Raw genomic sequence first — 19,588 nt, forward strand, 5'->3', positions numbered from 1 at the left:
GAAGACGTCTCTATTGCCGGCTGACTTCATTCAGCCAGAGTCTGCAAACTATTTTGCGCATAACTCTTGACGGCACCCGGCGGCGGGCAGCACCATGGCTTTTGCCACGCTGTGCCTTTCCCGGCTGTTCCACGGGTTCAGCTGTAAGTCCCAGCGGCCCGTGCTGCTGACAAAGCGGTTCTGGAACAACCGCTGGCTGCTGGGGGCCTTTGCCGCCGGAGCGTGCCTGCTGGCGGCGGTGCTGCTGGTCCCGGCCCTGGCGCCGCTGTTCCAGGTGACGGCGCTGCCCGCGGACCTGCTGGGGGCTGTTGTGGGGCTGTCCTTTGGCTCCATGGCAGTTATTCAGGCGCTGAAAGCGGTGCGGGTGAGAGACTAAGGCAAAAGGGCCGTCCCAGCGGGACGGCCCTTTGCATGTTTTTCCATTTCCCGCAAGGGCACCCGCCACCTCCCTTTTACCTTTGGTGTTGCTATTGCTTTATTTTTTTTGAATTTCCTGTCAAAATAGCCAAATGGGCCGTTATCCACAATGGATAACGGCCTTACAAACAGGAATTGATTTATTTTTTGAAATGGATAGAATTACTGTATGCTTCATAGGAAGTCGCAAGCGTTCCCTCAACCGTCCACCATACTATTTCATCCATTTCTCTGTTAATGTCTATAAATGTAGAACCCAAATTTTCATATACCGTATCTCCGTAATAAATAATCCTTGGCTCCTCTCTATAGCCGCGCCTTTTTATCCATTGAATCTCCGCATTTGTTCCTGCTTTCTTCGTTTCAGGCAGTTCTGGTAGTGAAAATTCGCCAAAATAGACATCTCTCTTAAATAAATGCGGATAATATGTTCCATTGATTGTAATCGTGGTATCACCCGTTTTTACACCATCTCTATTGTATATTTCCACAGGGACGGTTTGGTCTATTTGTCGTTTTATAATATTGCATTTCAAATCAAGTATTACTACGAGCATAAAAGCCGCAATTATACCGCAAATAGTTTTGATTGCTATACTAGCCTTTTTGTTTTTCATAGAAGCTCGCCCCCGACTCCATTTCCAATTATGATTTGTCGTTTCCATTATACCACGGTCAATTTTGAATTTCAAACTGTAGTTGGTGAAATCGCCAAAGCCATTTTCCAGCAACACATAAGGTAAAAGGGAACCCGCCACAAGGGGCTTTTCTTTTTGGACGAATACAGGTATAATAAAAAAAAGGAGAGATGCCCCATGATAAACTCCACCCTGTGCTACCTGGAGCGGGGAGACGAATATTTGATGCTCCACCGGGTGAAAAAAGCGCATGACATGAACCACGACAAGTGGATCGGCGTAGGCGGCAAGTTTGAGGAGGGGGAGAGCCCCGAGGACTGCATCCTGCGGGAGACCCGGGAGGAGACGGGCCTGACGCTGACGGACTACCGCTACCGGGGCCTGGTGACGTTTGTCTCCGACCAATACCCCACGGAGTACATGCACCTCTTCACCGCTGCGAGCTGGACGGGCACGCCCATCGAGTGCGGCGAGGGGGAGCTGGCCTGGATCAAAAAAGCGGACCTGCTGTCCCTGCCCCTGTGGGAGGGGGACAAGATCTTCCTCCGGCTTTTGGACACCGACACACCGTTTTTCTCCCTGAAGCTGCGGTATGAGGGGGAGAAGCTGGTGCTGGCGGTGCTGGACGGGAGACGGCTGCTATGAAAACGCATCTGACCCGCGGAAATATCATGGGCACGGCGATCCTCGCCCTGCTCTGCTGTTTCGTATTTATCCTGCCCGCGCTGGCGGAGGAGGCGCCGCCGGAGCTGATCGGGGCTGGAGTGGCGGTGTTTGCAGGGGGGTACATGGCAGGCACCGCCAAAGGAAGCAGGGGAACGGTGAGGCGGTGACGCTGCGGCCCCTGTCGGCGGAGAACGCCGCCAGTATTCGCATTCTGGAGAAACTGGGCTTCCGGCGGACCGCTGTCCGGGCCGGAGCCTTTCTGCGGGCCGGACAGGCAATGGACATCTGGGCGTATGAAAAGGTCTTGGCATAAAAGGAGGCATTTTGATGAGCGGAAAACTGCTGCTGTTCGGGTTTGATTCCCTCTTGCAGATTCTGGCGCTGGAGAGCGCCGTGGCGCCCTTTGAGGTGGAATTGGTGCCGGTGGCCCGGACGGATTACAACAAGCCTCTGGCGGCCCTGGCGGGACTGGATACCAGGTCCGGTCCGATCCAGCCCTATGCCGGCGGGACTTTGGGGGGACGGATGATCGTCCTGTGTGATCTGGAGCCCCAGCTGGATGCGCTGCTGCCGGTCCTGTCCAAAGCGGGGGCGGGGCCGGACTGCCTGAAAGCGGTGCTGACGCCCCACAACCGCAATTGGAACGCCTTGACGCTCTATACGGAGCTGCTTCGGGAACACCAGGCGCTCCAGGGGGGACGGGGGAGATGAGACTGTTGGTTTCGGCCTGCCTTCTGGGGGTCTGCTGCCGGTATGACGGCGCGTCCAAAGCACATCCGCTGCTGCCGGAATTGGCGGCGCGGCACACGCTGGTGCCCGTCTGTTCGGAGCAGCTGGGCGGCCTGGCAACACCCCGTCCGCCCGCCGAGCGGCGGGGAGACCGGGTGGTGACAGGGGCGGGCGACGTGACGGCCCAGTACCGCCGGGGAGCGGAGGAGACGCTGAGATTATGTAAACTTCTTGGCTGCGAGGCGGCGGTGCTGAAGGAGCGCAGCCCCTCCTGCGGCCATGGACAGATCTACGACGGCACCTTCTCCGGAACACTGACGGCAGGAGACGGCGTGACGGCGGAGCTGCTGACCGCAAATGGCATCCCGGTCTATGGGGAGTCCCAGATGGAAGCGCTCCTGAGATGACGGCGGACAGCGTTCGCCGTCATTTTTGACAGTTTCCGCCCGATTTTTTATCCATGTGTCATGAAAACTCATGCTTGCAATGGGGCGACTGGTTTTGTATAATAAATCAAAATAGCGAAAGGGGAGATCTTGATGCTGGGATTGGCGAAGAACGCGGGAACGGCGGAGGTCTCTTCTTTTTCTTATTTTCGTTTCCATTTTTGAACCGGCCAGGGTGCCGGTATTTTTTTTGCCTGTGTCAGAAAAAATGAGAGGAGAAAACACATGAAAGAAAAAGCTTCCCCCATTGGGCAGGAACCCATCCGGGACGCCCGGAGCCTGGGCGTGCCCAAGATGCTGGTCCTGGGCCTGCAGCACATGTTTGCCATGTTCGGCGCCACTGTGCTGGTGCCTATTCTGGTGAATACCTACGGCCTGCCCCTGTCCATCCAGACCACCCTGTTCTTCGCCGGCATCGGCACCCTGTTCTTCCACGTCTGCACCAAGATGAAGGTCCCCGCGTTCCTGGGGTCCTCCTTTGCCTTCCTGGGCGGCTTTGCCGCTATGGGCGCCATGGACAGCGGCATCTACGCCGCCATGGAGCCCGCTGAAAAGCTCCAATACGCCTGCGGCGGCATCGTGGTGGCGGGCCTTTTGTATGTGGTGCTGGCCGCCATCATTAAGGCCGTGGGCGTCCACCGGGTGATGCACTTCCTGCCTCCCGTGGTCACCGGCCCCATCATCATCCTCATCGGCCTGAACCTGGCCCCCTCCGCTGTCAACAATGCCTCCACCTGCTGGTGGCTGGCCCTGGTGTCCATCGCAGTCATCGTGGTAGCCAACATCTGGGGCAAGGGCATGATTAAGATCATCCCCATCCTGCTGGGCGTGGTGATTCCCTACATTGTGGCGCTGGCCGCCGGTATGGTGGACTTTTCCGGCCTGGCGGATACCACCCTGTTCGCAGGCGCCAATCCGGTTCTCGGCCTTCAGCCCTTCTTCACGGACTTCTCCGGCAGTGTTGCCAAGTTTGATATCTCCGCCATCCTGGTGATGGCCCCCATCGCCATTGCCTCCATGATGGAGCACATCGGCGATATGTCCGCCATCTCCGCCACCGTGGGCGAGAACTTCATCGAGGACCCCGGCCTGCACCGGACCCTGATGGGCGACGGGATTGCCACCGCTTTGGCGGGATTGTTCGGCGGCCCCGCCAACACCACTTACGGCGAGAACACCGGCGTATTGGTCCTCTCCCGGGTCCATGACCCCCGGGTCATCCGCCTGGCCGCGGTCTACGCCTTTATCCTGTCCTTCAGTCCCGCCTTTGCCTATATCGTCAATACCATCCCCGCGGCCATCATCGGCGGCGTCAGCTTCATCCTGTACGGCATGATCTCCGCCATCGGCGTACGGAACGTGGTGGAGAACCAGGTGGACTTCACCAACAGCCGGAACCTCATCATCGCCGCCGTCATTCTGGTGTGCGGCCTGGGCTTCACCGGCGGCCTGACCTTCCAGGTGGGCGGCGCCTCCATCACCCTGACCTCTCTGGCCATCGCCGCTATCGCCGGCATCGTCCTCAACGCCATCCTGCCCGGCAACGACTTCCACTTCGGCAAGTCCGCCAACGCGGACACCGCCGCCTCCCTGGGCCGGTATTGAGCACATGTCCTCCCTGCAAGAGCGCCGCTTCTGCGGCGCTCTTTTTTTGTGGGACGGAAAATTTTGTAGAAAACCGCAAAAATAAAGAAATTTCAGTTGACTTTTCTGGAAACTCTTATATAATGAATAGGCCAAGCATGATAGAGGCGCGGATGTCAAGAGTAGTCCCTCCCATACGGACAGGTCCGGGGAAGGCGGAAAGGGGCATTTGCCGAGGTTTTGGCTCTCCGCCTGTGGGGACCGGAGCCGGGCCGTGGGAGAACATCCCACGGACTGTCGTCTCGAAAGGGACGGAGCGCTGTCGTGGATTCATACATGGGGAGCAAGGGTATGAAGTCATGACCGCTGTCATGACTTCATTTTTGTTTAGGAGAGAGAAACTATGAGAAATCTGAAGCGACGGCTGCTGCCCCTGCTGGCAGTCCTGCTGGTCCTCTGCGGCGCCATGACCGTCACGGCGTTTGCCGCAGACCCCACGGAGGAGACCGGCACCAAGATGATCGAGTGCCCTGACTGCGGCGCGGTGGGCGTGGTCCTCTCGGATGACGCCGAGGCCGTTCCCTGCGAGAGCTGCGGCGGCACCGGCTATGTGGAGTCTCCCAGCGGTTTTTTCAACACCGCCTGGTCCCTGCTGCCTCCCATCATCGCCATTGCCCTGGCGCTGATCACCAAGGAGGTGTACAGCTCCCTGTTCATCGGTATTTTGGTGGGCGGACTGCTGTATTCCAATTTCGCCTTTGAGGGCACCATCCTCCATGTGTTCAACGACGGCATCGTGGCCTCCGTCACGGACAGCTACAACATGGGCATCCTGATCTTCCTGGTGATCCTGGGCACCATGGTCTGCCTGATGAACAAGGCCGGCGGCTCAGCCGCCTTCGGCCGCTGGGCCAAGGTCCACATCAAGAGCCGGGTGGGCGCGCAGCTGGCCTCCATCCTGCTGGGCGTGCTGATCTTCATCGACGACTATTTCAACTGCCTCACCGTGGGCAGCGTCATGCGGCCCATCTCCGACAAGCACAACATCTCCCGGGCAAAGCTGGCCTACATCATCGACGCCACCGCCGCCCCCATCTGCATCATCGCCCCCATCAGCTCCTGGGCGGCCGCCGTGGCGGCCTTCGCTGAGGACGGACAGGGCTTCAACCTGTTCCTGCGGGCCATCCCCTATAACTACTACGCCCTGCTGACCATCGTGATGATGGTGGGCATGGTGCTGATGAAGGTCGAGTACGGCCCCATGGCCAGGTTTGAGAAGAACGCTATGGAGAAGGGCGACCTGTTCTCCGGCTCCAATCCCTATGCCTCCGCCGAGGAGGAAGTGGACGAGAGCAAGGGCTCCGTGCTGGACCTGGTCCTGCCCGTGGTGGTGCTGGTGGTGTTCTGCGTCATCGGCATGATCTACTCCGGCGGGTTCTTCTCCGGCGAGGACTTCATCACCGCCTTCTCCAATTCCGACGCCTCCGTTGGCCTGATGCTGGGCTCCGCCTTTGCCCTGGTGTTCGCCTTTATCTACTTCCTGATCCGCCGCTCCATGTCCTTCAAGGAGATGATGGGCTGCATCCCCGAGGGCTTCAAGGCCATGGTGCCCGCCATTCTGATCCTGACCTTCGCCTGGAGCCTGAAGGGCATGACCGATTCCCTGGGCGCCAAGTACTTTGTCCGGGACTTTGTCCGCACCACCGCCGGCGGCGTGCAGGTGCTGCTGCCGGTCATCGTGTTTGCCATCGGCTGCCTGCTGGCCTTTGCCACCGGCACCAGCTGGGGCACCTTCGGTATCCTGATCCCCATCGTGCAGAACGTGTTCTCCATGGATAACCCCATGGCCATCGTCTGCATCTCCGCCTGCATGGCCGGCGCCGTGTGCGGCGACCACTGCTCCCCCATCTCCGACACCACCATCATGGCCTCCGCGGGCGCCCAGTGCGACCATGTGAACCATGTGTCCACCCAGCTGCCCTACGCCATCACCTGTGCGGTGATCTCCGGCGTCACCTATCTGATCTCCGGCGCGCTGGTGCACTTCGGTGCTCCCGGCATCCTGGGCCTGCCCATCGGCGTCGTTTTGATGCTGGCCGCCCTGGCGGTCATCAAGCAGACCGTCGGCAAGCGGGCCTGATCGATAGACGGAACAAGCTGCCCGGCCAGTCTGGCCGGGCGGTTTACTTTTCCAGTGAAACGTGATACACTGTTTGACGATTGCAGTAAGGGAGGAAGGACATATGAGCCGTGAGACTGTTTTGAAACTGCTGCGGGCCAGGGAGGGCCGGTTCCTCTCCGGGGAGGAGCTGAGCCGGCAGCTGGGGCTGAGCCGCACCGCCATTTGGAAGGCGGTGGACGCCCTGCGGCGGGACGGCTACGGCATCGAGGCGCGGACGGGTCTGGGATACCGCCTGACCGCCGCGCCGGACGCTCTGACAGAGCCGGAGATCCGGAACTTTCTGGGGGAGACCGCCGTTGTGGGCGGAGCGCTGCGCTGCTTTGACGAACTGGACTCCACCAACACCTATGCCAAGCAGATCGCCCTGTCCGGCGCGCCGGACGGCACCGTGGTGGTGGCCAACTGCCAGACGGCGGGGCGGGGGCGCATGGACCGCTCCTTCCAGTCCCCCAAGGACAAGGGGATCTATCTCACGGCCCTGCTCCGGCCGGATCTGCCGCCGGAGCGGCTGGCGCCGGTGACGGCTCTGGCGGGCGTGGCGGTGTGCCGGGCAGTGGAGCGGGTCTGCAGCATCCGGCCGGGCCTGAAGTGGCCCAACGACCCGGTGCTGGGAAACCGGAAGCTCTGCGGCATCCTGACGGAGCTGGCCCTGGAGGCGGAGACGGGACGGGTGCAGAATCTGGTGCTGGGCATCGGCGTCAATGTTTTGCAGACCCCGGCGGACTTCCCGCCGGAGGTGGCTGAAATGGCGACCTCCCTCGCCATGGAGCTGGGATGCCCGGTGTCCCGCCCCGCCCTGGCGGCGGCCCTGATCGAAGAGCTGGACAGGCTGTACGCCGCGCTGAAGGCCGGGGACCTGTCGGGATACCTTGCCGCCTACCGGCGGGACTGTGTGAATCTGGGAAAGACCGTGCAGATCATCGGTCCGGCTGGGCGAAAGACCGTGGACGCCATCGGCATTGACGGGGAGTTCGGCCTGATCGTGCGCCATCCGGACGGCGCGGAAGAGACGGTCCGCTCAGGCGAGGTCTCTGTCCGGGGCCTCTATGGATACGTGGAATAAGCAGATGGGAGTGAGTGCTTTGAAAGAACTTTGGGAGCTGTTTTGGACCTTTGCCAAAATGGGGGCCATGACCTTTGGCGGCGGCATGGCGATGCTGCCCATCCTCCAGCGGGAGGTGGTGGACAGCAAGCACTGGGCCACGGAGGAGGAGCTGATGGACTACTATGCCATCGGCCAGTGTACGCCGGGCATCATTGCCGTCAACACCGCCACCTTCATCGGGCAGAAATACCGGGGCTGGCTGGGCGGCATTGTGGCGACGCTGGGGGTGGTGTTCCCCTCCCTGGTCATCATCTCCATCCTGGCCGGACTGATCACCAATTTCTCCCACCTGGCCTGGGTGAAAAACGCCTTCGCGGGCATTCAGGTGTGCGTCTGCGTACTGATCTTCAACGCCGTGGTGAAGCTGCTGAAAAAATCCGTGGTGGATCGGCGGACCGCCGCCATCTTCCTGCTGGTGCTGGCGGGCGGCGTGTTTTTGAGCATCTCGCCGGTGTGGTTCGTGATCACCGCCGCCCTGGCCGGCATCGTTTTGAAAAATCTGGAGGTGCGGGGCAAATGATGGTATATCTGAAACTGTTCTGGGAGTTTTTCAAGACCGGCCTCTTTGCCATCGGCGGCGGCATGGCGACGCTGCCCTTTCTGAAAAATATCGGAGAGACCACCGGCTGGTACACCTACGGCGATCTGATGAACATGCTGGCGGTGTCGGAGTCCACCCCCGGCCCCATCGGCATCAACATGGCCACCTATGTGGGCTATACCGTGAGCGGTATCCCCGGGGCATTTATTGCCACCATCGGCGAGGTGACGCCCTCCATCATCGTGATTTTGATCGTGGCCATGATGCTGAAGAAATTCCGGGACAACAAGTATGTGAACCAGGCCTTTTACGGCCTGCGGCCCGCCTCCACCGGCCTGATCGGAGCCGCCTGTGTGGCGGTGGTCCTGGAGGTGCTGACCTCCATAGAGTCGGTGAAGCCCGCGGCGGGGGAGGGCATCGTGAATGCCTTCCGCATCGCGGGGGACTCCCTGCTGAACTGGCGTGGGCTGGCTCTGGCGGCGGTGCTGCTGGTTCTGACCAACTGGGTGAAGCCGGTGAAAAACTGGCACCCCATCGTCTTTATCGGTATTTCCGCCGTGGTGGGCGTGGCCTTTGGCTTTGCCGGAGTGTGAGCCGTGCTGGCAAAGAAGGAGCTGTATGCCCTGCTGGACAGCCGGGGCATTCCGTACGAGGCAGTGGAGCATCCGGCGGTGTACACCATGGAGGAGATGGAGTCCCTGGGCCTGCCGGGACAGGACCGGGTGCTGAAAAACCTCTTCCTGCGGGATGACAAGAGGCGAAACTACTATCTGGTCTCCATGGCGGGGCACAAGACGGCGGATCTGAAGGCCCTGCGGCACAGCCTTTCCAGCCGTCCGCTGAGCTTTGCAAGCCCCCAGGAGCTGGGCCGCCTTCTGCACCTGGAGCCGGGCCACGTGACGCCGCTGGCGGCCCTGAACGACGAGAGCCGCACCGTCACCGTGGTGCTGGACCGGGACCTTGCGGGCAGGACCGTGGGCGTCCACCCGATGGAGAATACCGCCACGGTGTTCCTGGCTCTGGAAGCTGTTCAAAGGCTTCTGGAGGACCATGGGACGCCGGTGATCCTGTGTGAGATATGAAAAAGAGACCGCCGGACGGCGGTCTCTTCTGTGTTTCAGCAAAAACTAATATCGTGGGTTCGTAAGGGGAAGAGCGTCATTGGTCTCCTGGGCGTAAAACCAATAGCGGAGGACCCAGGCCAGGGGATCATAGCTCCGGCCGCTCTCCCGGCTGATCAGCAGGTACGTTGGGATGCGGGGATACCAGTCGGGAAGGTCTTGATCCTGTGGCGGACGCCAGTCCCAGTGGGCGTCTCCGTGCCCGGGGATTTCGCGCAGGACCAGGCGCTTCAATTCTCCCGCCAGCGCAGTCAGGTCCAGCAGGTCCTCCTGTTGTTCCAGAAAGGCGGCGCCCCGCAGCGCGGGATCGCTGGGACAGAGCGTCAGGAGTTCCGCCTCCAGCATTTCCTGGGCCTGCCGGGTGGGCTCCAGGGGGATGTGACGCTCCCGGGCACAGGCGGCGGCCCGCTCTTCTGTGTGCTGGGCCAGCGCATGGCAGAGCACCCATTTGTCGGTCTCCCGGATGGAGGCCAGTCCGATGACAGATGCGTCCAGATAGGGAAGAATCTTTTCCTCCAGCGCCAGGGCGATCTCTTCCAGGTAGGCGTCCAGCTCCGCCTGAGTGGCATAGTCCGCGTGCTGGAACCGGCACAGGCCGGATAGATGGGAGAGCTCCAAATGGACGAACGGGCGACTTATTGTAAAATCTCCCCCCAGCCGCGCGCCCCGGCGTGAGTGGCCGACCGGGGTATCGAAGCGGATAAAGCGGCTCCCGTATTCCGTGCAAAAATCATAGACGCCGCCGCTTTGTCCATACAGGTGATACCCGTGCCGCTCCAGAACAGGCACGATCTTTTTCATCATGCCGGGCTTGATCCGCATGATGCCCTCACTCCCCGTCGATGTGGGTCTGGATGCGCTGCATGATCATCTCCAGGGCCACCAGGTTGTGGCCGCCCTCCAGCACCACGATGTCCGCGTACTTCCGGGAGGGCTCCACATACTGCTCATGCATGGGCTTGACGGTGGTGAGGTACTGCGTCACCACGGATTGGAGGGTCCGGCCCCGCTCCTCCACGTCCCGCAGGGCGCGGCGGAGGATGCGCTCGTCGGCGTCGGTCTCCACAAAGATCTTGATGTCGAACATGTCCCGCAGGGTGGGGTTCTGGAAGATCAGGATGCCCTCCACGATGATGACCTTGGTGGGAAAGATCTCCACCGTCTCATCGGTGCGGTTGTGGTCCGAATAGGAGTACACGGGGCACTGGATGGCGCGGCCCGCCTTCAGCTCCTTCAGATGCTCGATCAGCAGGTCCGTGTCAAAGGCGCTGGGGTGGTCGTAGTTCACCTGGGCCCGCTCCTCGTAGGTCTTGCCCTCCTGCCGCTTGTAATAGCTGTCATGGCCGATAACCGTGACCTCCGGGCCGAAATGCTCCTTCAAATGCCGCGTCAGAGTCGTTTTGCCGGAGCCGGTGCCGCCGGCGATGCCGATCAAAATGGTGCTCATATCCCAGAAACCTCCCATGCTCGCTGTCCTGCGGTCAATTTTGCCTTTTCCACCCAATTATAAAAGTGAACCGGGATAAAAGCAAGGAAAAGTGTGAATTTCCTGAAAATTCGACGGCCTGGTCTTGACGGCTGTGGAAAAAGCCGATATTATGTAAATTGTAATTCATAACATGCGGGAGGATCTGTCATGGCGATGAAACGCTGTCCGGTCTGCGGAGAGAAGTACTCCGATACATATAAAGACTGTCCCTTTTGCGAAGAGGAAGCGGCCCTGATGGAGGGCGAGAAGAACCGCCGGAGCGGCCGGCGCGTATCCCACGGGCGGCAGTACAGCCTGATCACGCCCACCCTGATCGTTTTGATCCTGATCATGGCAGCGCTGCTGGTATACCTGCTGTACGGCGACGAGCTGGCCCAGAAGCTGAAAGGCGGGCAGGAGGAGAACACGCCGCCGACAGAGGACATCACACCTGTCAAGCCGGATGTCCCGAACCAGACGGACGAAACGGAGCCCAACGAGGAACCCAACGGCGTGATGCCGGAGGGACCGGATGACACCACAGAGCCCTCTGACACAGAAGACCAGCCCACAACCACCCAGCCTGCGGCCCAAACGGATTATGAGAAGCTCTCCAAGCTGCCGGGCGGCCTGACGCTCAGCACCACGGACTTCACACTGAAGACCGCGGGAGAGACCCATACCATCCAGGTCAGCGGCGGCAGCGGCACCTATACCTGGGCCAGTGAGGACGAGGGCGTTGCCTCCGTGGACCAGAACGGCAAGGTCACGGCCATTTCCAGGGGCACGGTGAACATCGTGGTGTCCGACGGCAGCAAGAAGGGGACCTGCATCGTCCGCTGCAATGTCTCCGGCACCGCAGCCCCGCCGTCCACCACTCCCACCACTGCCCCGAACACATCCTCCGGCACCTTGAAGGCGGGGGCCGCGACGGTGGTCAACGGCGGCAACGGCGTGCGGGTGCGCTCCGGCCCAGGCACCAACTATGATATCCTGGCCTCCGTCCCCAACGGCGCGGACATCCAGATCGTGGAGAGCGCGGGAGACGGCTGGTACAAGATCACCTTCTCCGACGTGGGGGGCGCAGCGACGCCTGGCTATATGAAGGGCGAGTTCTTACAGAATCAATGACCGCAATATCCCCGGATGGACCATCATCCGGGGATATTTTTTGCACCTTCGACATGCGGGAGGCCGGAGAAAAGCGATGGGAAAAGCTTGGCAATGTGAAGCGCAAAAGCGTGAGATTGTAGGATTGTCAAACATATTGGACAGCAAAGTCAAGGGGAGAAAGCCAACGGAGAGGCCTCATAGGGAAGTTGTTGGAGCGGCGGTTATAAACGGCAAGCTGCTTTGCAAAGTCTTCCAGGGAGAAGAAGGAATGGCAGGAATAGAAGCGTTTCTGGTCCTCCCGGTGGCTGCGCTCCACTTTACCGTTGTGCCGGGGCGTATAGGGACGGATCAGCTTGTGGCAGATCCCCAGATCAGCGGCGGTCCTCTCAAATAGAGTGGGCAAGTCCTTCCTGCTGTTGGAAAACCGGTTGGTGAATTCAAAACCATTGTCCGTCTGGACGCATTCCACCCGGATGCCCCTTCTTGCGTACCATTTCACCAGCTTTTTCAGGAAATCGGCGGAGGAATAGGTGGACTGTTCTGGATAGGACGCCAGGAAGCGCAGCCGGGTAAATTCGTCAATGGCAGTATATTGGAAAAGCCGCAGTTCTGGGTCAGCAATGCAGCGTCGAGGGACGACTTTCACATCCACCTGAATCCGCTGGCCGGGATAGGTCATTTGCTCATGAAGGATATGGCCTCCACTCGTCAAGTTGGTGTGTGGTAACTCAACTTTAACCGATGAGGCTCTATCCTTCATCCTTTTTATTCATCTGTCCAATATCTATTGTAATCCTACACATTCATTAAGCAAAATTTTAACACATAATATTGCATTTTGCACGAACAGGTGCTATAATTTCTCGGAACGCAAAACAAGGAGGACAATACCCCCCATGTCGATTTTTTACAGTGTAATCGTTCTGGAAGTTATTCTTTTAATGATATATCTCATGATTATGGCGAATGCCAACGATTTACTTCCGCGGAATAAACGCAGAATGTTTCTGGTTCTCTTTTTCAGCATCATCGTGTCCATCTCCGCGGAATGGCTCGGCAGTGCGTTCACCCTGCATGATCGGCAGTTTCGATGGCTGCACTTCGGGACCAAGATTCTGGAGCTTTCCCTTACGCCTTTTGTCCCGCTGATGTGCGCGGAAATATTGAATCAGCCTTCTTCTGACAAATCCTGGATATCCAAATGGTCTTACGCTGTTTTGGCCGTTCACACAGGTCTTGAGGTTTTATCTGCCTTTACCACCGGATTTATCGTCTATGTAAGCGAGGATGATGTTTTCTGCCACGGTCCCTTTTATTGGATTTATCTTTTGACTTATCTGGGCGCTGCAATTTATGTGCTGCACAGTGGTTATCGTGTATGCCGCAAGTATCAGAACAGAAATAAAATTATGTTGCCTTTGATGCTGGCTCTGCTGCTCTTTGGCGTCGCCGTTAATCAGTATGACAAGAGTGTAAAGGTGGCATGGCTTACGGTTGCCACCGTAGTAACGCTGTTTTACATATTCTATTGCGGCATGATGCAGCGTATGGACGAAACGACCTCGCTGCTCAACCGCGCCAGCTACAATGGCAAGCTGACCAGGCTCCATGAATCCGCGGTTATTCAGCTGTTCGATATTGATTTTTTCAAATCGGTCAATGATAAATACGGCCATATCTACGGGGATTCCTGCCTTCAGACGATCGGCGGTATCATTCGGAACATCTACGGACGATACGGAAAGTGTTACAGAACCGGAGGCGATGAGTTCTGTGTAATTCTTGATTCCGCGGAATGCCCCATAGAACAGTTGAATAAGGACTTTGTTGCCGAAATGGAAAAGTGCCGTGAGGGCGACAGGCGTTTTCCTTATATTTCCTTTGGATATGCCAAGTGGAAGGCTGCCAGCGAGACTGTGGATGAAGCGGTGGAGAGAGCAGATTCAATCATGTACCGCGACAAAGACCGAAACAAAATCAAGTATGGTCCTGTTTATCATCCTGAATCCGAGAAAAAAGACATGCCTTCGATGCAGGCATCGGATGCGGACAGCGCGGAGCTTCCTTCAAAGCTTGATACCAGCGGGCTGACAACCAGAGCCTTTAGCGCATTTTCCGCTACTTCTGAAAGCAGCTATATTTTCCTCTGCAACATGCACACGGGCGTATCCCGGTGGTCTCCGGCAGCAGTGCGTTATTTTAACCTGCCGGGCGAGTACATGTTCAACGCGCAGCAGATATGGGAAACCTACATACACCCACAGGATCGTAAGGCATATCATGAAAGTATTGAAGCTGTCTTTTCAGGGAAAGCCATGTTCCACGATCTGGAGTACAGGGTCAAAAACTATCTGGGCGAGTATGTGGTATGCACCTGCCGCGGCGTGGTACTGAAGGGAGACGAAAACACACCGGATTTATTTGCCGGAACCATCATCAATCACGGTGTTGAGGTCGATGTGGATCCTGTCACCAATCTTCATACCGATGCAAAATTTTCCAAGAGCATCTATAGCCTCCTTCAGGAGAGCACCTGCGCCTGCCTGCTCAGCATCGGCATTGAGAATTTCCATCATATCAACATGATGTATGGTCAGGAGGGCGGAAACAAGGTGCTCCGGCTTTTCGGAATGGAGCTTTTGGAACTTGTCGAGGGCAATGGACAGGTATTCCGCATGGAAGGAGCAAAATTTATCCTGTATCTGCATCATACAGGCGAGGACGAAGCCCGAAGTATCTTCCGCCATGTGCAGACAATCGCAGAAAAAAATATCAAAATCAGCAATATACAGATTCCTTTGCGGCTCTGCGGCGGCGCGGTGCTGCTGGACGGCTGCCATTCATACAGCGAGTATATCGTGCGCAGCAGTCTTACCTATGCTATGGAGCAGTCGCTGAAGGCTTATCGCGGCGAGCTGGTATTTCACGAGGCTATCGGCCAGATCATTAACGTGGAAAATATGCAGATCCATCGGGAAATCCACCGCAGCGCCGTAGAGAACTGTGAGAATTTCTACCTGTGTTATCAGCCGATCATCTCTTTCGCCACAGGCAAGGTGACCGGCGCGGAAGCGCTGCTGCGGTGGAAAAAGGAGCCTTATGGCGTGGTGTCTCCTGACCGTTTTATCTTCTGGCTGGAAAACGATCCGTCTTTCATAAAGGTGGGCAGCTGGATTCTGCGTCAGGCTATTGAGGAAACCCGCCCGCTGTGGCAGGCCGACCCGAATTTTAAGCTCAATGTGAACGTTGCCGATACTCAGCTGAATTACAGGGGTTTCCGCGATGACATCATAAATATCCTGGAGGAGACGGGTTGTCCGCCCCAAAATCTGTGTCTGGAGCTTACGGAGCGTTGTCACAGGCTTGACATCAGCTATCTGGCAGGGGAGTTGGAATTCTTCCACTCCCTTGGCATAGATATCGCCATTGATGATTATGGAACAGGCTCGTCCTCCCTGATATTGCCGCTGCAGCTTCCTGTCGATGAGATAAAGATAGACCGCCTTTTCGTATCAAAGATATTTACGGATAAGAATTACCTTCATATGATGGAAGGTGTTCTTATCACCGCCAAAAAAAGCGGCACCTGCACCTGTGTAGAAGGCATAGAAACGAAAGCACAGTACGACCTGATTGCTTCCCTTGGAGGCGACTGCTATCAGGGCTATTATGCCAGCAGGCCTGTTGAAATCAGCAATTTTCTGAAGTTCTGCTGTGAAAATACCAAAAAGCAGAAAAATGGATATAAATTTGCTTGATACTTCCCGGTTTGCTTCGCCGAAGCGCTGGAAATGGACGGTCTCCCGGGCCCCCAGGAACCGGATGGCGTCGTTCACGTCCGGGTCGTCGGACAGGCGCAGGATGTTGTCGTAGGTGAGGCGGGCCTTCTGCTCCGCCGCTAGGTCCTCCGTCAGGTCGGCGATGACGTCGCCGGTGACCTGCATGGTGGAGGCGGACCAGGGGTAGCCGGAGGCGAACTGGGGATACACGCCGGTGGTGTGGTCCACAAAGTAGGTGTCGAATCCGGCGGTGCGGATCTGCTCCTCCGTGAGATTTCGGGTCAGCTAGTGGACGATGGTTCCCACCATCTCCAGATGGCCCAGCTCTGCCGGATTCCCAGATCAGCGGCGGTCCTCTCAAATAGAGTGGGCAAGTCTTTCCTGCTATTGGAAAACCGGTTGGTGAATTCAAAACCATTGTCCGTCTGGACGCATTCCACCCGGATGCCCTTTCTGTTATACCATTTCACCAGCTTTTTCAGGAAATCGGCGGAGGAGTAGGTGGACTGCTCCGGATAGGCCGCCAGGAAACGCAGACGGGTAAATTCGTCAATGGCGGTATACTGGAAAAGCCATAGCTCTGGGTCGGTAATGCAGCGTCGTGGGACTACCTTCACGTCTACCTGGACCCGCTGGCCGGGATAGGTCATCTGCTGGTAGGGCTTGGGGATGTATGCCTTTTTCTCCTTTTCCTGCGAGAACATACCCAGCTTCCGCATAACGCGGAACAGGCTCTCCGGACGGCGGGTATAGCCTCGCAGCCGCAGACGATGCCAGAGTTCGTTCATACCCAGTGTTGGATTTCTGCGGCGCATATCCCGGATCAGCTTCAGTTCCGCTTCTGTGTGCTGGTTGGGATGACTGTGAGGCCGCCGGGAGTGGCAGGCCAGGGACTCCACACTTCCGTCCCAGCGTTTCTTCCAGAAGTAGATGTAGGATCGGCTTTTGTTGTACTTCCGGCTGGTGCGGCTGACGCCGTATTTTTCTGTATACTTCATCAGGGATTGCTTATATGCCATGTCCTGTGTTATACTTTTGCTCATGAAGGATATGACCTCCTCTCGTCAAGTTGGTGTATGGTAACTCAACTTTAACAGATGAGGCTCTATCCTTCATCCTTTTTATTCAACTGTCCAATATCTATTGTAATCCTACACAATGTGAAGCGCAAAAGCGTGAGATTTCATTGCGCGGAACGGAAAACCGTGATATCATATGTACTTGTATTGATATGTAAACAGACAAGGAGCATCCATATGACGACCCGAGAATTCCAGCAAAAAACATCCCTGCAGATCTTCCTGTCCTATTTCAAGCCCCACCGGAAGCTGTTCATCATGGACCTGTGCTGTGCCCTGATGATCTCCGTCATCGACCTGGCGTTCCCGGCGGTATCCCGGTGGTGCATGTACCAGCTGCTGCCCCAGAGCGCCTACCGGACCTTTTTCGCCGTGATGCTGGTGGTGCTTGCGGCCTTTGCCCTGCGGGCGGTGCTGACCTATGTCATCTGCTACTGGGGCCACACCTTCGGCATTCTGGTGGAGGCGGACATCCGCCGGGACCTGTTCCGCCACATGCAGGAGCTGTCCTTCGACTATTTTGACCGCAACCGCACCGGCCAGCTGATGAGCCGCCTGACGGCGGACCTGTTCGACATCACGGAGCTGGCCCACCACGGCCCGGAGGACGTCTTCATCTCCGGTGTCACCATCGTGGGCGCCTTGGCCGTCATGTTCAGCATCCAGTGGCGGCTGGCGCTGGTCATCGCCGTCATCCTGCCCATTTTCTTCCTGGTGGTCTGGTCCTGCCGCCGCTCCATGAGCGAGGCGTCGGCCAGGGTGAAGCAGAAGACCGCCACCATCAACGCCGACATCGAATCCGGCCTGTCCGGCATCCGCACGGCCAAGGCCTTTGCCAACGAGGAGACGGAGCTGAAAAAGTTCGAGCACTCCAACGACAGCTTCAAGACCTCCAAGCGCCAGTTCCACAAGGCCATGGGCCGATTCAACGCCACCATGGAGTTTTTCCTGTGCATCCTGTCCGTGGCGGTCATCGCCGCAGGCGGCTTCTTCATCATGGAGGGGCAGATGGATACCGTGGACCTCATCACCTTCAGTCTGTATATCACCACCTTCGTCAACCCCATCCGCAAGCTCTCCACCTTCGCGGAGCTGTTTGCCAACGGCACCGCCGGCCTGGGCCGCTTCATCGAGCTGATGCGGACGGAGCCTGCCATGCAGGACGCCCCGGACGCCAAGATCCTCCAGCGGGTGGAGGGGCGCATCGACGTGGACCACGTCAGCTTTGCCTATCAGGATGATCTGGCGGTGCTCCACGAGGTGGACCTCCACATCCGGCCAGGGGAGACCGTGGCGGTGGTGGGTCCCTCCGGCGGCGGAAAGTCCACCCTCTGCCAGCTGATCCCCCGTTTCTACGATGTCACCAGCGGCGCCATCCGCATCGACGGGGAGGATGTCCGCAAGGTGACCCAGGAATCCCTGCGGCAGAACGTGGGCGTGGTGCAGCAGGACGTGTTCCTGTTCGCCGCCAGCATTTTGGAGAACATCCGCTATGGCCGTCCCGGCGCCACCGAGGAGGAGGTGGCCCAGGCGGCGAAGCTGGCGGAGATCTATGACGATATCGTCGCCATGCCGGAGGGCTTCAACACCTATGTGGGAGAGCGGGGCACCCTGCTCTCCGGCGGGCAGAAGCAGCGCATCTCTATTGCCCGCATCTTCCTGAAAAATCCCCCGGTGCTGATCCTGGACGAGGCCACCTCCGCGCTGGACAGCGTGACGGAGGCAAAGCTCCAGGAGACCTTTGAAAAGCTCTCCCAGGGCCGCACCACCATCATCATCGCCCACCGGCTGTCCACGGTCCGCAATGCCGACCGCATCGCCGTGGTGGAGGATGGCCGCATCGCGGAGCTGGGCAGTCATGAGGAGCTGATGGCAAAGGACGGCGCCTATGCCGCCCTGGTCCGCACCCAGGAGCTGCGCCATGGATAAGTCGAAGCTGCTGGACCGGACGGGGGCCGTAGGCGAGGACCGCCTGCTGCTGGCAAAGGTTTTGGATCGGGCGGAGCAGGCCGGAAACCGCAATGTGCCGGCCTGCACAGACTTTTTAAGCCCCCAGCAGCAGATGATGACATTAGACCTGCTGCGGCTGGCGGGGATCCCGGAGAGCGGGTACGCACGACTTGGCGGCTACAGCGGCGCGGAACGGAATCTGTTCCTCTTCCTGCCGGACTGGATGGACCCGGACGACGCGGAGAGCCAGAGCCCCATCCGCTGCCTGCGGGCGTCCTTCCGGGAGGCGGAAAAGCTGACCCACCGGGATTTTTTGGGCAGTCTCATGGGCATGGGCATCGTTCGGGAGAAGGTGGGGGATATCCTGGTGGCTCCCGGCAGCGCGGACCTGATGGTGCTGGACACGGTGGCGGATTTTCTGCTCCAAAGCTGGGATTCCGCCGGACGGGCCAAGCTGACCGTCACCGCCATCGAGCCCCGCAGCATCCATATGCCGGAGGTGCGATGCCAGGAGGTGCGGGATACCGTGTCCTCCCTGCGGCTGGACGCCGTGGCGTCCACGGGCTTTAAAATGGCCCGGGGCAAGGCGGCGGACCTCATCACCTCGGGCCGGGTCCAGGTGAACTGGCGGGAGTGCACGAAGCCGGATAAGCTTCTTGCGGCGGGGGACACGGTCTCCGCCCGGGGCTTTGGAAAATTTGAATTGACAGAGGTGGGCGGCGTCACCCGGAAGGGCCGCACATCCATCGTGCTGAAACGGTATGTGTGAG

The 19,588-nt window shown here is 58.4% G+C and carries 20 protein-coding genes, 2 pseudogenes and 1 riboswitch; of the genes and pseudogenes, 16 read left to right on the forward strand and 6 right to left on the reverse strand.

The genetic code is table 11. From position 1 onward, the window contains the following. Positions 1–94: 94 nt before the first annotated feature. Positions 95–376: a cation-translocating P-type ATPase C-terminal domain-containing protein gene (locus Q0Z71_RS06340; RefSeq protein ID WP_298019734.1), complete on the forward strand. Its 282-nt coding sequence runs from the start codon at positions 95–97 to the stop codon at positions 374–376. Between the two features lie 181 nt (positions 377–557). On the opposite strand, the gene Q0Z71_RS06345 is transcribed toward Q0Z71_RS06340, so the two are convergent. Continuing rightward, positions 558–1,175: a hypothetical protein gene (locus Q0Z71_RS06345; RefSeq protein WP_298019736.1), complete on the reverse strand. Its 618-nt coding sequence runs from the start codon at positions 1,173–1,175 to the stop codon at positions 558–560. A gap of 57 nt (positions 1,176–1,232) precedes the next feature. On the opposite strand from Q0Z71_RS06345, the gene Q0Z71_RS06350 reads away from it, so the two are divergent. The 11 genes from Q0Z71_RS06350 (at position 1,233) to Q0Z71_RS06400 (ending at position 9,390) form a co-directional block, all read left to right on the forward strand. Further along, the gene (locus tag Q0Z71_RS06350; RefSeq protein WP_298019738.1) at positions 1,233–1,700 is read left to right on the forward strand and encodes an 8-oxo-dGTP diphosphatase; all 468 of its coding nucleotides are present in this window, start codon (positions 1,233–1,235) and stop codon (positions 1,698–1,700) included. After that, on the forward strand, positions 1,697–1,888 hold the full coding sequence (locus tag Q0Z71_RS06355; RefSeq protein WP_298019740.1) for a hypothetical protein: 192 nt from the start codon (positions 1,697–1,699) through the stop codon (positions 1,886–1,888). Before Q0Z71_RS06350 ends, Q0Z71_RS06355 begins: the two co-directional genes overlap by 4 nt. Further along, positions 1,885–2,034: a hypothetical protein gene (locus Q0Z71_RS06360; protein WP_298019742.1), complete on the forward strand. Its 150-nt coding sequence runs from the start codon at positions 1,885–1,887 to the stop codon at positions 2,032–2,034. Before Q0Z71_RS06355 ends, Q0Z71_RS06360 begins: the two co-directional genes overlap by 4 nt. 14 nt (positions 2,035–2,048) lie before the next feature. Beyond that, positions 2,049–2,432, forward strand: coding sequence for a DUF3783 domain-containing protein (locus Q0Z71_RS06365; protein ID WP_298019744.1), 384 nt, complete (start codon positions 2,049–2,051; stop codon positions 2,430–2,432). Continuing rightward, complete coding sequence (locus Q0Z71_RS06370) at positions 2,429–2,857, forward strand: DUF523 domain-containing protein (protein ID WP_298019746.1); 429 nt, start codon at positions 2,429–2,431, stop codon at positions 2,855–2,857. The genes Q0Z71_RS06365 and Q0Z71_RS06370 overlap by 4 nt, the downstream gene beginning before the upstream one ends. Before the next feature lie 264 nt (positions 2,858–3,121). After that, positions 3,122–4,501, forward strand: coding sequence for a uracil-xanthine permease family protein (locus Q0Z71_RS06375; RefSeq protein ID WP_298019748.1), 1,380 nt, complete (start codon positions 3,122–3,124; stop codon positions 4,499–4,501). Between the two features lie 133 nt (positions 4,502–4,634). After that, positions 4,635–4,810: riboswitch (Lysine riboswitch) on the forward strand. A gap of 73 nt (positions 4,811–4,883) precedes the next feature. Continuing rightward, a complete protein-coding gene (locus Q0Z71_RS06380) occupies positions 4,884–6,620 on the forward strand; it encodes a Na+/H+ antiporter NhaC family protein (RefSeq protein WP_298019750.1) in 1,737 nt (578 codons plus the stop codon). A 103-nt stretch (positions 6,621–6,723) separates the two neighbouring features. Beyond that, positions 6,724–7,725 (forward strand): biotin--[acetyl-CoA-carboxylase] ligase, encoded by a 1,002-nt coding sequence (locus tag Q0Z71_RS06385; protein WP_298019752.1) that lies wholly within the window; start codon positions 6,724–6,726, stop codon positions 7,723–7,725. 19 nt (positions 7,726–7,744) lie between these two features. Further along, positions 7,745–8,287 carry a chromate transporter gene (locus Q0Z71_RS06390; protein ID WP_298019754.1) on the forward strand — a complete coding sequence of 181 codons (543 nt, stop codon included), beginning with the start codon at positions 7,745–7,747 and terminating at the stop codon, positions 8,285–8,287. Next, complete coding sequence (locus tag Q0Z71_RS06395) at positions 8,287–8,901, forward strand: chromate transporter (protein ID WP_298019958.1); 615 nt, start codon at positions 8,287–8,289, stop codon at positions 8,899–8,901. Before Q0Z71_RS06390 ends, Q0Z71_RS06395 begins: the two co-directional genes overlap by 1 nt. A 3-nt stretch (positions 8,902–8,904) precedes the next feature. Continuing rightward, the gene (locus Q0Z71_RS06400) at positions 8,905–9,390 is read left to right on the forward strand and encodes a prolyl-tRNA synthetase associated domain-containing protein (protein WP_298019756.1); all 486 of its coding nucleotides are present in this window, start codon (positions 8,905–8,907) and stop codon (positions 9,388–9,390) included. Between the two features lie 45 nt (positions 9,391–9,435). Here the strand turns inward: Q0Z71_RS06400 and Q0Z71_RS06405 are convergent, their stop codons facing one another. After that, positions 9,436–10,251 (reverse strand): hypothetical protein, encoded by an 816-nt coding sequence (locus Q0Z71_RS06405; RefSeq protein ID WP_298019758.1) that lies wholly within the window; start codon positions 10,249–10,251, stop codon positions 9,436–9,438. Positions 10,252–10,258: 7 nt separating this feature from the next. Further along, positions 10,259–10,876, reverse strand: coding sequence for a uridine kinase (gene udk / locus Q0Z71_RS06410; protein WP_298019760.1), 618 nt, complete (start codon positions 10,874–10,876; stop codon positions 10,259–10,261). Between the two features lie 189 nt (positions 10,877–11,065). Between udk and Q0Z71_RS06415 the strand changes: the two genes are divergently transcribed. After that, the gene (locus tag Q0Z71_RS06415) at positions 11,066–12,028 is read left to right on the forward strand and encodes an SH3 domain-containing protein (RefSeq protein WP_298019762.1); all 963 of its coding nucleotides are present in this window, start codon (positions 11,066–11,068) and stop codon (positions 12,026–12,028) included. A 127-nt stretch (positions 12,029–12,155) separates the two neighbouring features. Here the strand turns inward: Q0Z71_RS06415 and Q0Z71_RS06420 are convergent, their stop codons facing one another. Continuing rightward, entirely contained in the window at positions 12,156–12,689 is a 534-nt protein-coding gene (locus Q0Z71_RS06420; RefSeq protein ID WP_298019764.1) for a DDE-type integrase/transposase/recombinase, read from the reverse strand. Between the two features lie 217 nt (positions 12,690–12,906). On the opposite strand from Q0Z71_RS06420, the gene Q0Z71_RS06425 reads away from it, so the two are divergent. Next, entirely contained in the window at positions 12,907–15,768 is a 2,862-nt protein-coding gene (locus tag Q0Z71_RS06425; RefSeq protein ID WP_298019766.1) for an EAL domain-containing protein, read from the forward strand. Positions 15,769–15,780: 12 nt separating this feature from the next. Here Q0Z71_RS06425 and Q0Z71_RS06430 read toward each other — a convergent pair. Beyond that, positions 15,781–16,133: pseudogene (locus tag Q0Z71_RS06430) on the reverse strand (manganese catalase family protein); the annotation flags it as partial. Positions 16,134–16,169: 36 nt separating this feature from the next. Then, positions 16,170–16,832 (reverse strand): annotated as a pseudogene (locus tag Q0Z71_RS17100) (DDE-type integrase/transposase/recombinase); the annotation flags it as partial. Positions 16,833–17,045: 213 nt separating this feature from the next. Here Q0Z71_RS17100 and Q0Z71_RS06440 point away from each other — a divergent pair. Together Q0Z71_RS06440 and Q0Z71_RS06445 are read left to right on the forward strand one after the other, a co-directional pair. Beyond that, a complete protein-coding gene (locus Q0Z71_RS06440; protein ID WP_298019767.1) occupies positions 17,046–18,797 on the forward strand; it encodes an ABC transporter ATP-binding protein in 1,752 nt (583 codons plus the stop codon). Then, positions 18,790–19,587 carry an RNA-binding protein gene (locus Q0Z71_RS06445; protein WP_298019769.1) on the forward strand — a complete coding sequence of 266 codons (798 nt, stop codon included), beginning with the start codon at positions 18,790–18,792 and terminating at the stop codon, positions 19,585–19,587. The genes Q0Z71_RS06440 and Q0Z71_RS06445 overlap by 8 nt, the downstream gene beginning before the upstream one ends. The last annotated feature ends 1 nt before the right edge of the window (position 19,588 follow it).

This window comes from uncultured Dysosmobacter sp., from assembly GCF_947631635.1.
Classification (GTDB): domain Bacteria; phylum Bacillota; class Clostridia; order Oscillospirales; family Oscillospiraceae; genus Oscillibacter.

Bases quoted from the DNA above. Each gene is read 5' to 3' on its own strand.
- Q0Z71_RS06365 (WP_298019744.1), top strand. From the start codon at position 2,049: ATGAGCGGAAAACTGCTGCTGTTCGGGTTTGATTCCCTCTTGCAGATT.
- Q0Z71_RS06440 (WP_298019767.1), top strand. From the start codon at position 17,046: ATGACGACCCGAGAATTCCAGCAAAAAACATCCCTGCAGATCTTCCTG.
- Q0Z71_RS06380 (WP_298019750.1), top strand. From the start codon at position 4,884: ATGAGAAATCTGAAGCGACGGCTGCTGCCCCTGCTGGCAGTCCTGCTG.
- udk (WP_298019760.1), bottom strand. From the start codon at position 10,876: ATGAGCACCATTTTGATCGGCATCGCCGGCGGCACCGGCTCCGGCAAA.
- Q0Z71_RS06415 (WP_298019762.1), top strand. From the start codon at position 11,066: ATGGCGATGAAACGCTGTCCGGTCTGCGGAGAGAAGTACTCCGATACA.
- Q0Z71_RS06425 (WP_298019766.1), top strand. From the start codon at position 12,907: ATGTCGATTTTTTACAGTGTAATCGTTCTGGAAGTTATTCTTTTAATG.
- Q0Z71_RS06385 (WP_298019752.1), top strand. From the start codon at position 6,724: ATGAGCCGTGAGACTGTTTTGAAACTGCTGCGGGCCAGGGAGGGCCGG.
- Q0Z71_RS06405 (WP_298019758.1), bottom strand. From the start codon at position 10,251: ATGCGGATCAAGCCCGGCATGATGAAAAAGATCGTGCCTGTTCTGGAG.
- Q0Z71_RS06445 (WP_298019769.1), top strand. From the start codon at position 18,790: ATGGATAAGTCGAAGCTGCTGGACCGGACGGGGGCCGTAGGCGAGGAC.
- Q0Z71_RS06375 (WP_298019748.1), top strand. From the start codon at position 3,122: ATGAAAGAAAAAGCTTCCCCCATTGGGCAGGAACCCATCCGGGACGCC.
- Q0Z71_RS06370 (WP_298019746.1), top strand. From the start codon at position 2,429: ATGAGACTGTTGGTTTCGGCCTGCCTTCTGGGGGTCTGCTGCCGGTAT.
- Q0Z71_RS06350 (WP_298019738.1), top strand. From the start codon at position 1,233: ATGATAAACTCCACCCTGTGCTACCTGGAGCGGGGAGACGAATATTTG.
- Q0Z71_RS06355 (WP_298019740.1), top strand. From the start codon at position 1,697: ATGAAAACGCATCTGACCCGCGGAAATATCATGGGCACGGCGATCCTC.
- Q0Z71_RS06420 (WP_298019764.1), bottom strand. From the start codon at position 12,689: ATGACCTATCCCGGCCAGCGGATTCAGGTGGATGTGAAAGTCGTCCCT.
- Q0Z71_RS06395 (WP_298019958.1), top strand. From the start codon at position 8,287: ATGGTATATCTGAAACTGTTCTGGGAGTTTTTCAAGACCGGCCTCTTT.
- Q0Z71_RS06340 (WP_298019734.1), top strand. From the start codon at position 95: ATGGCTTTTGCCACGCTGTGCCTTTCCCGGCTGTTCCACGGGTTCAGC.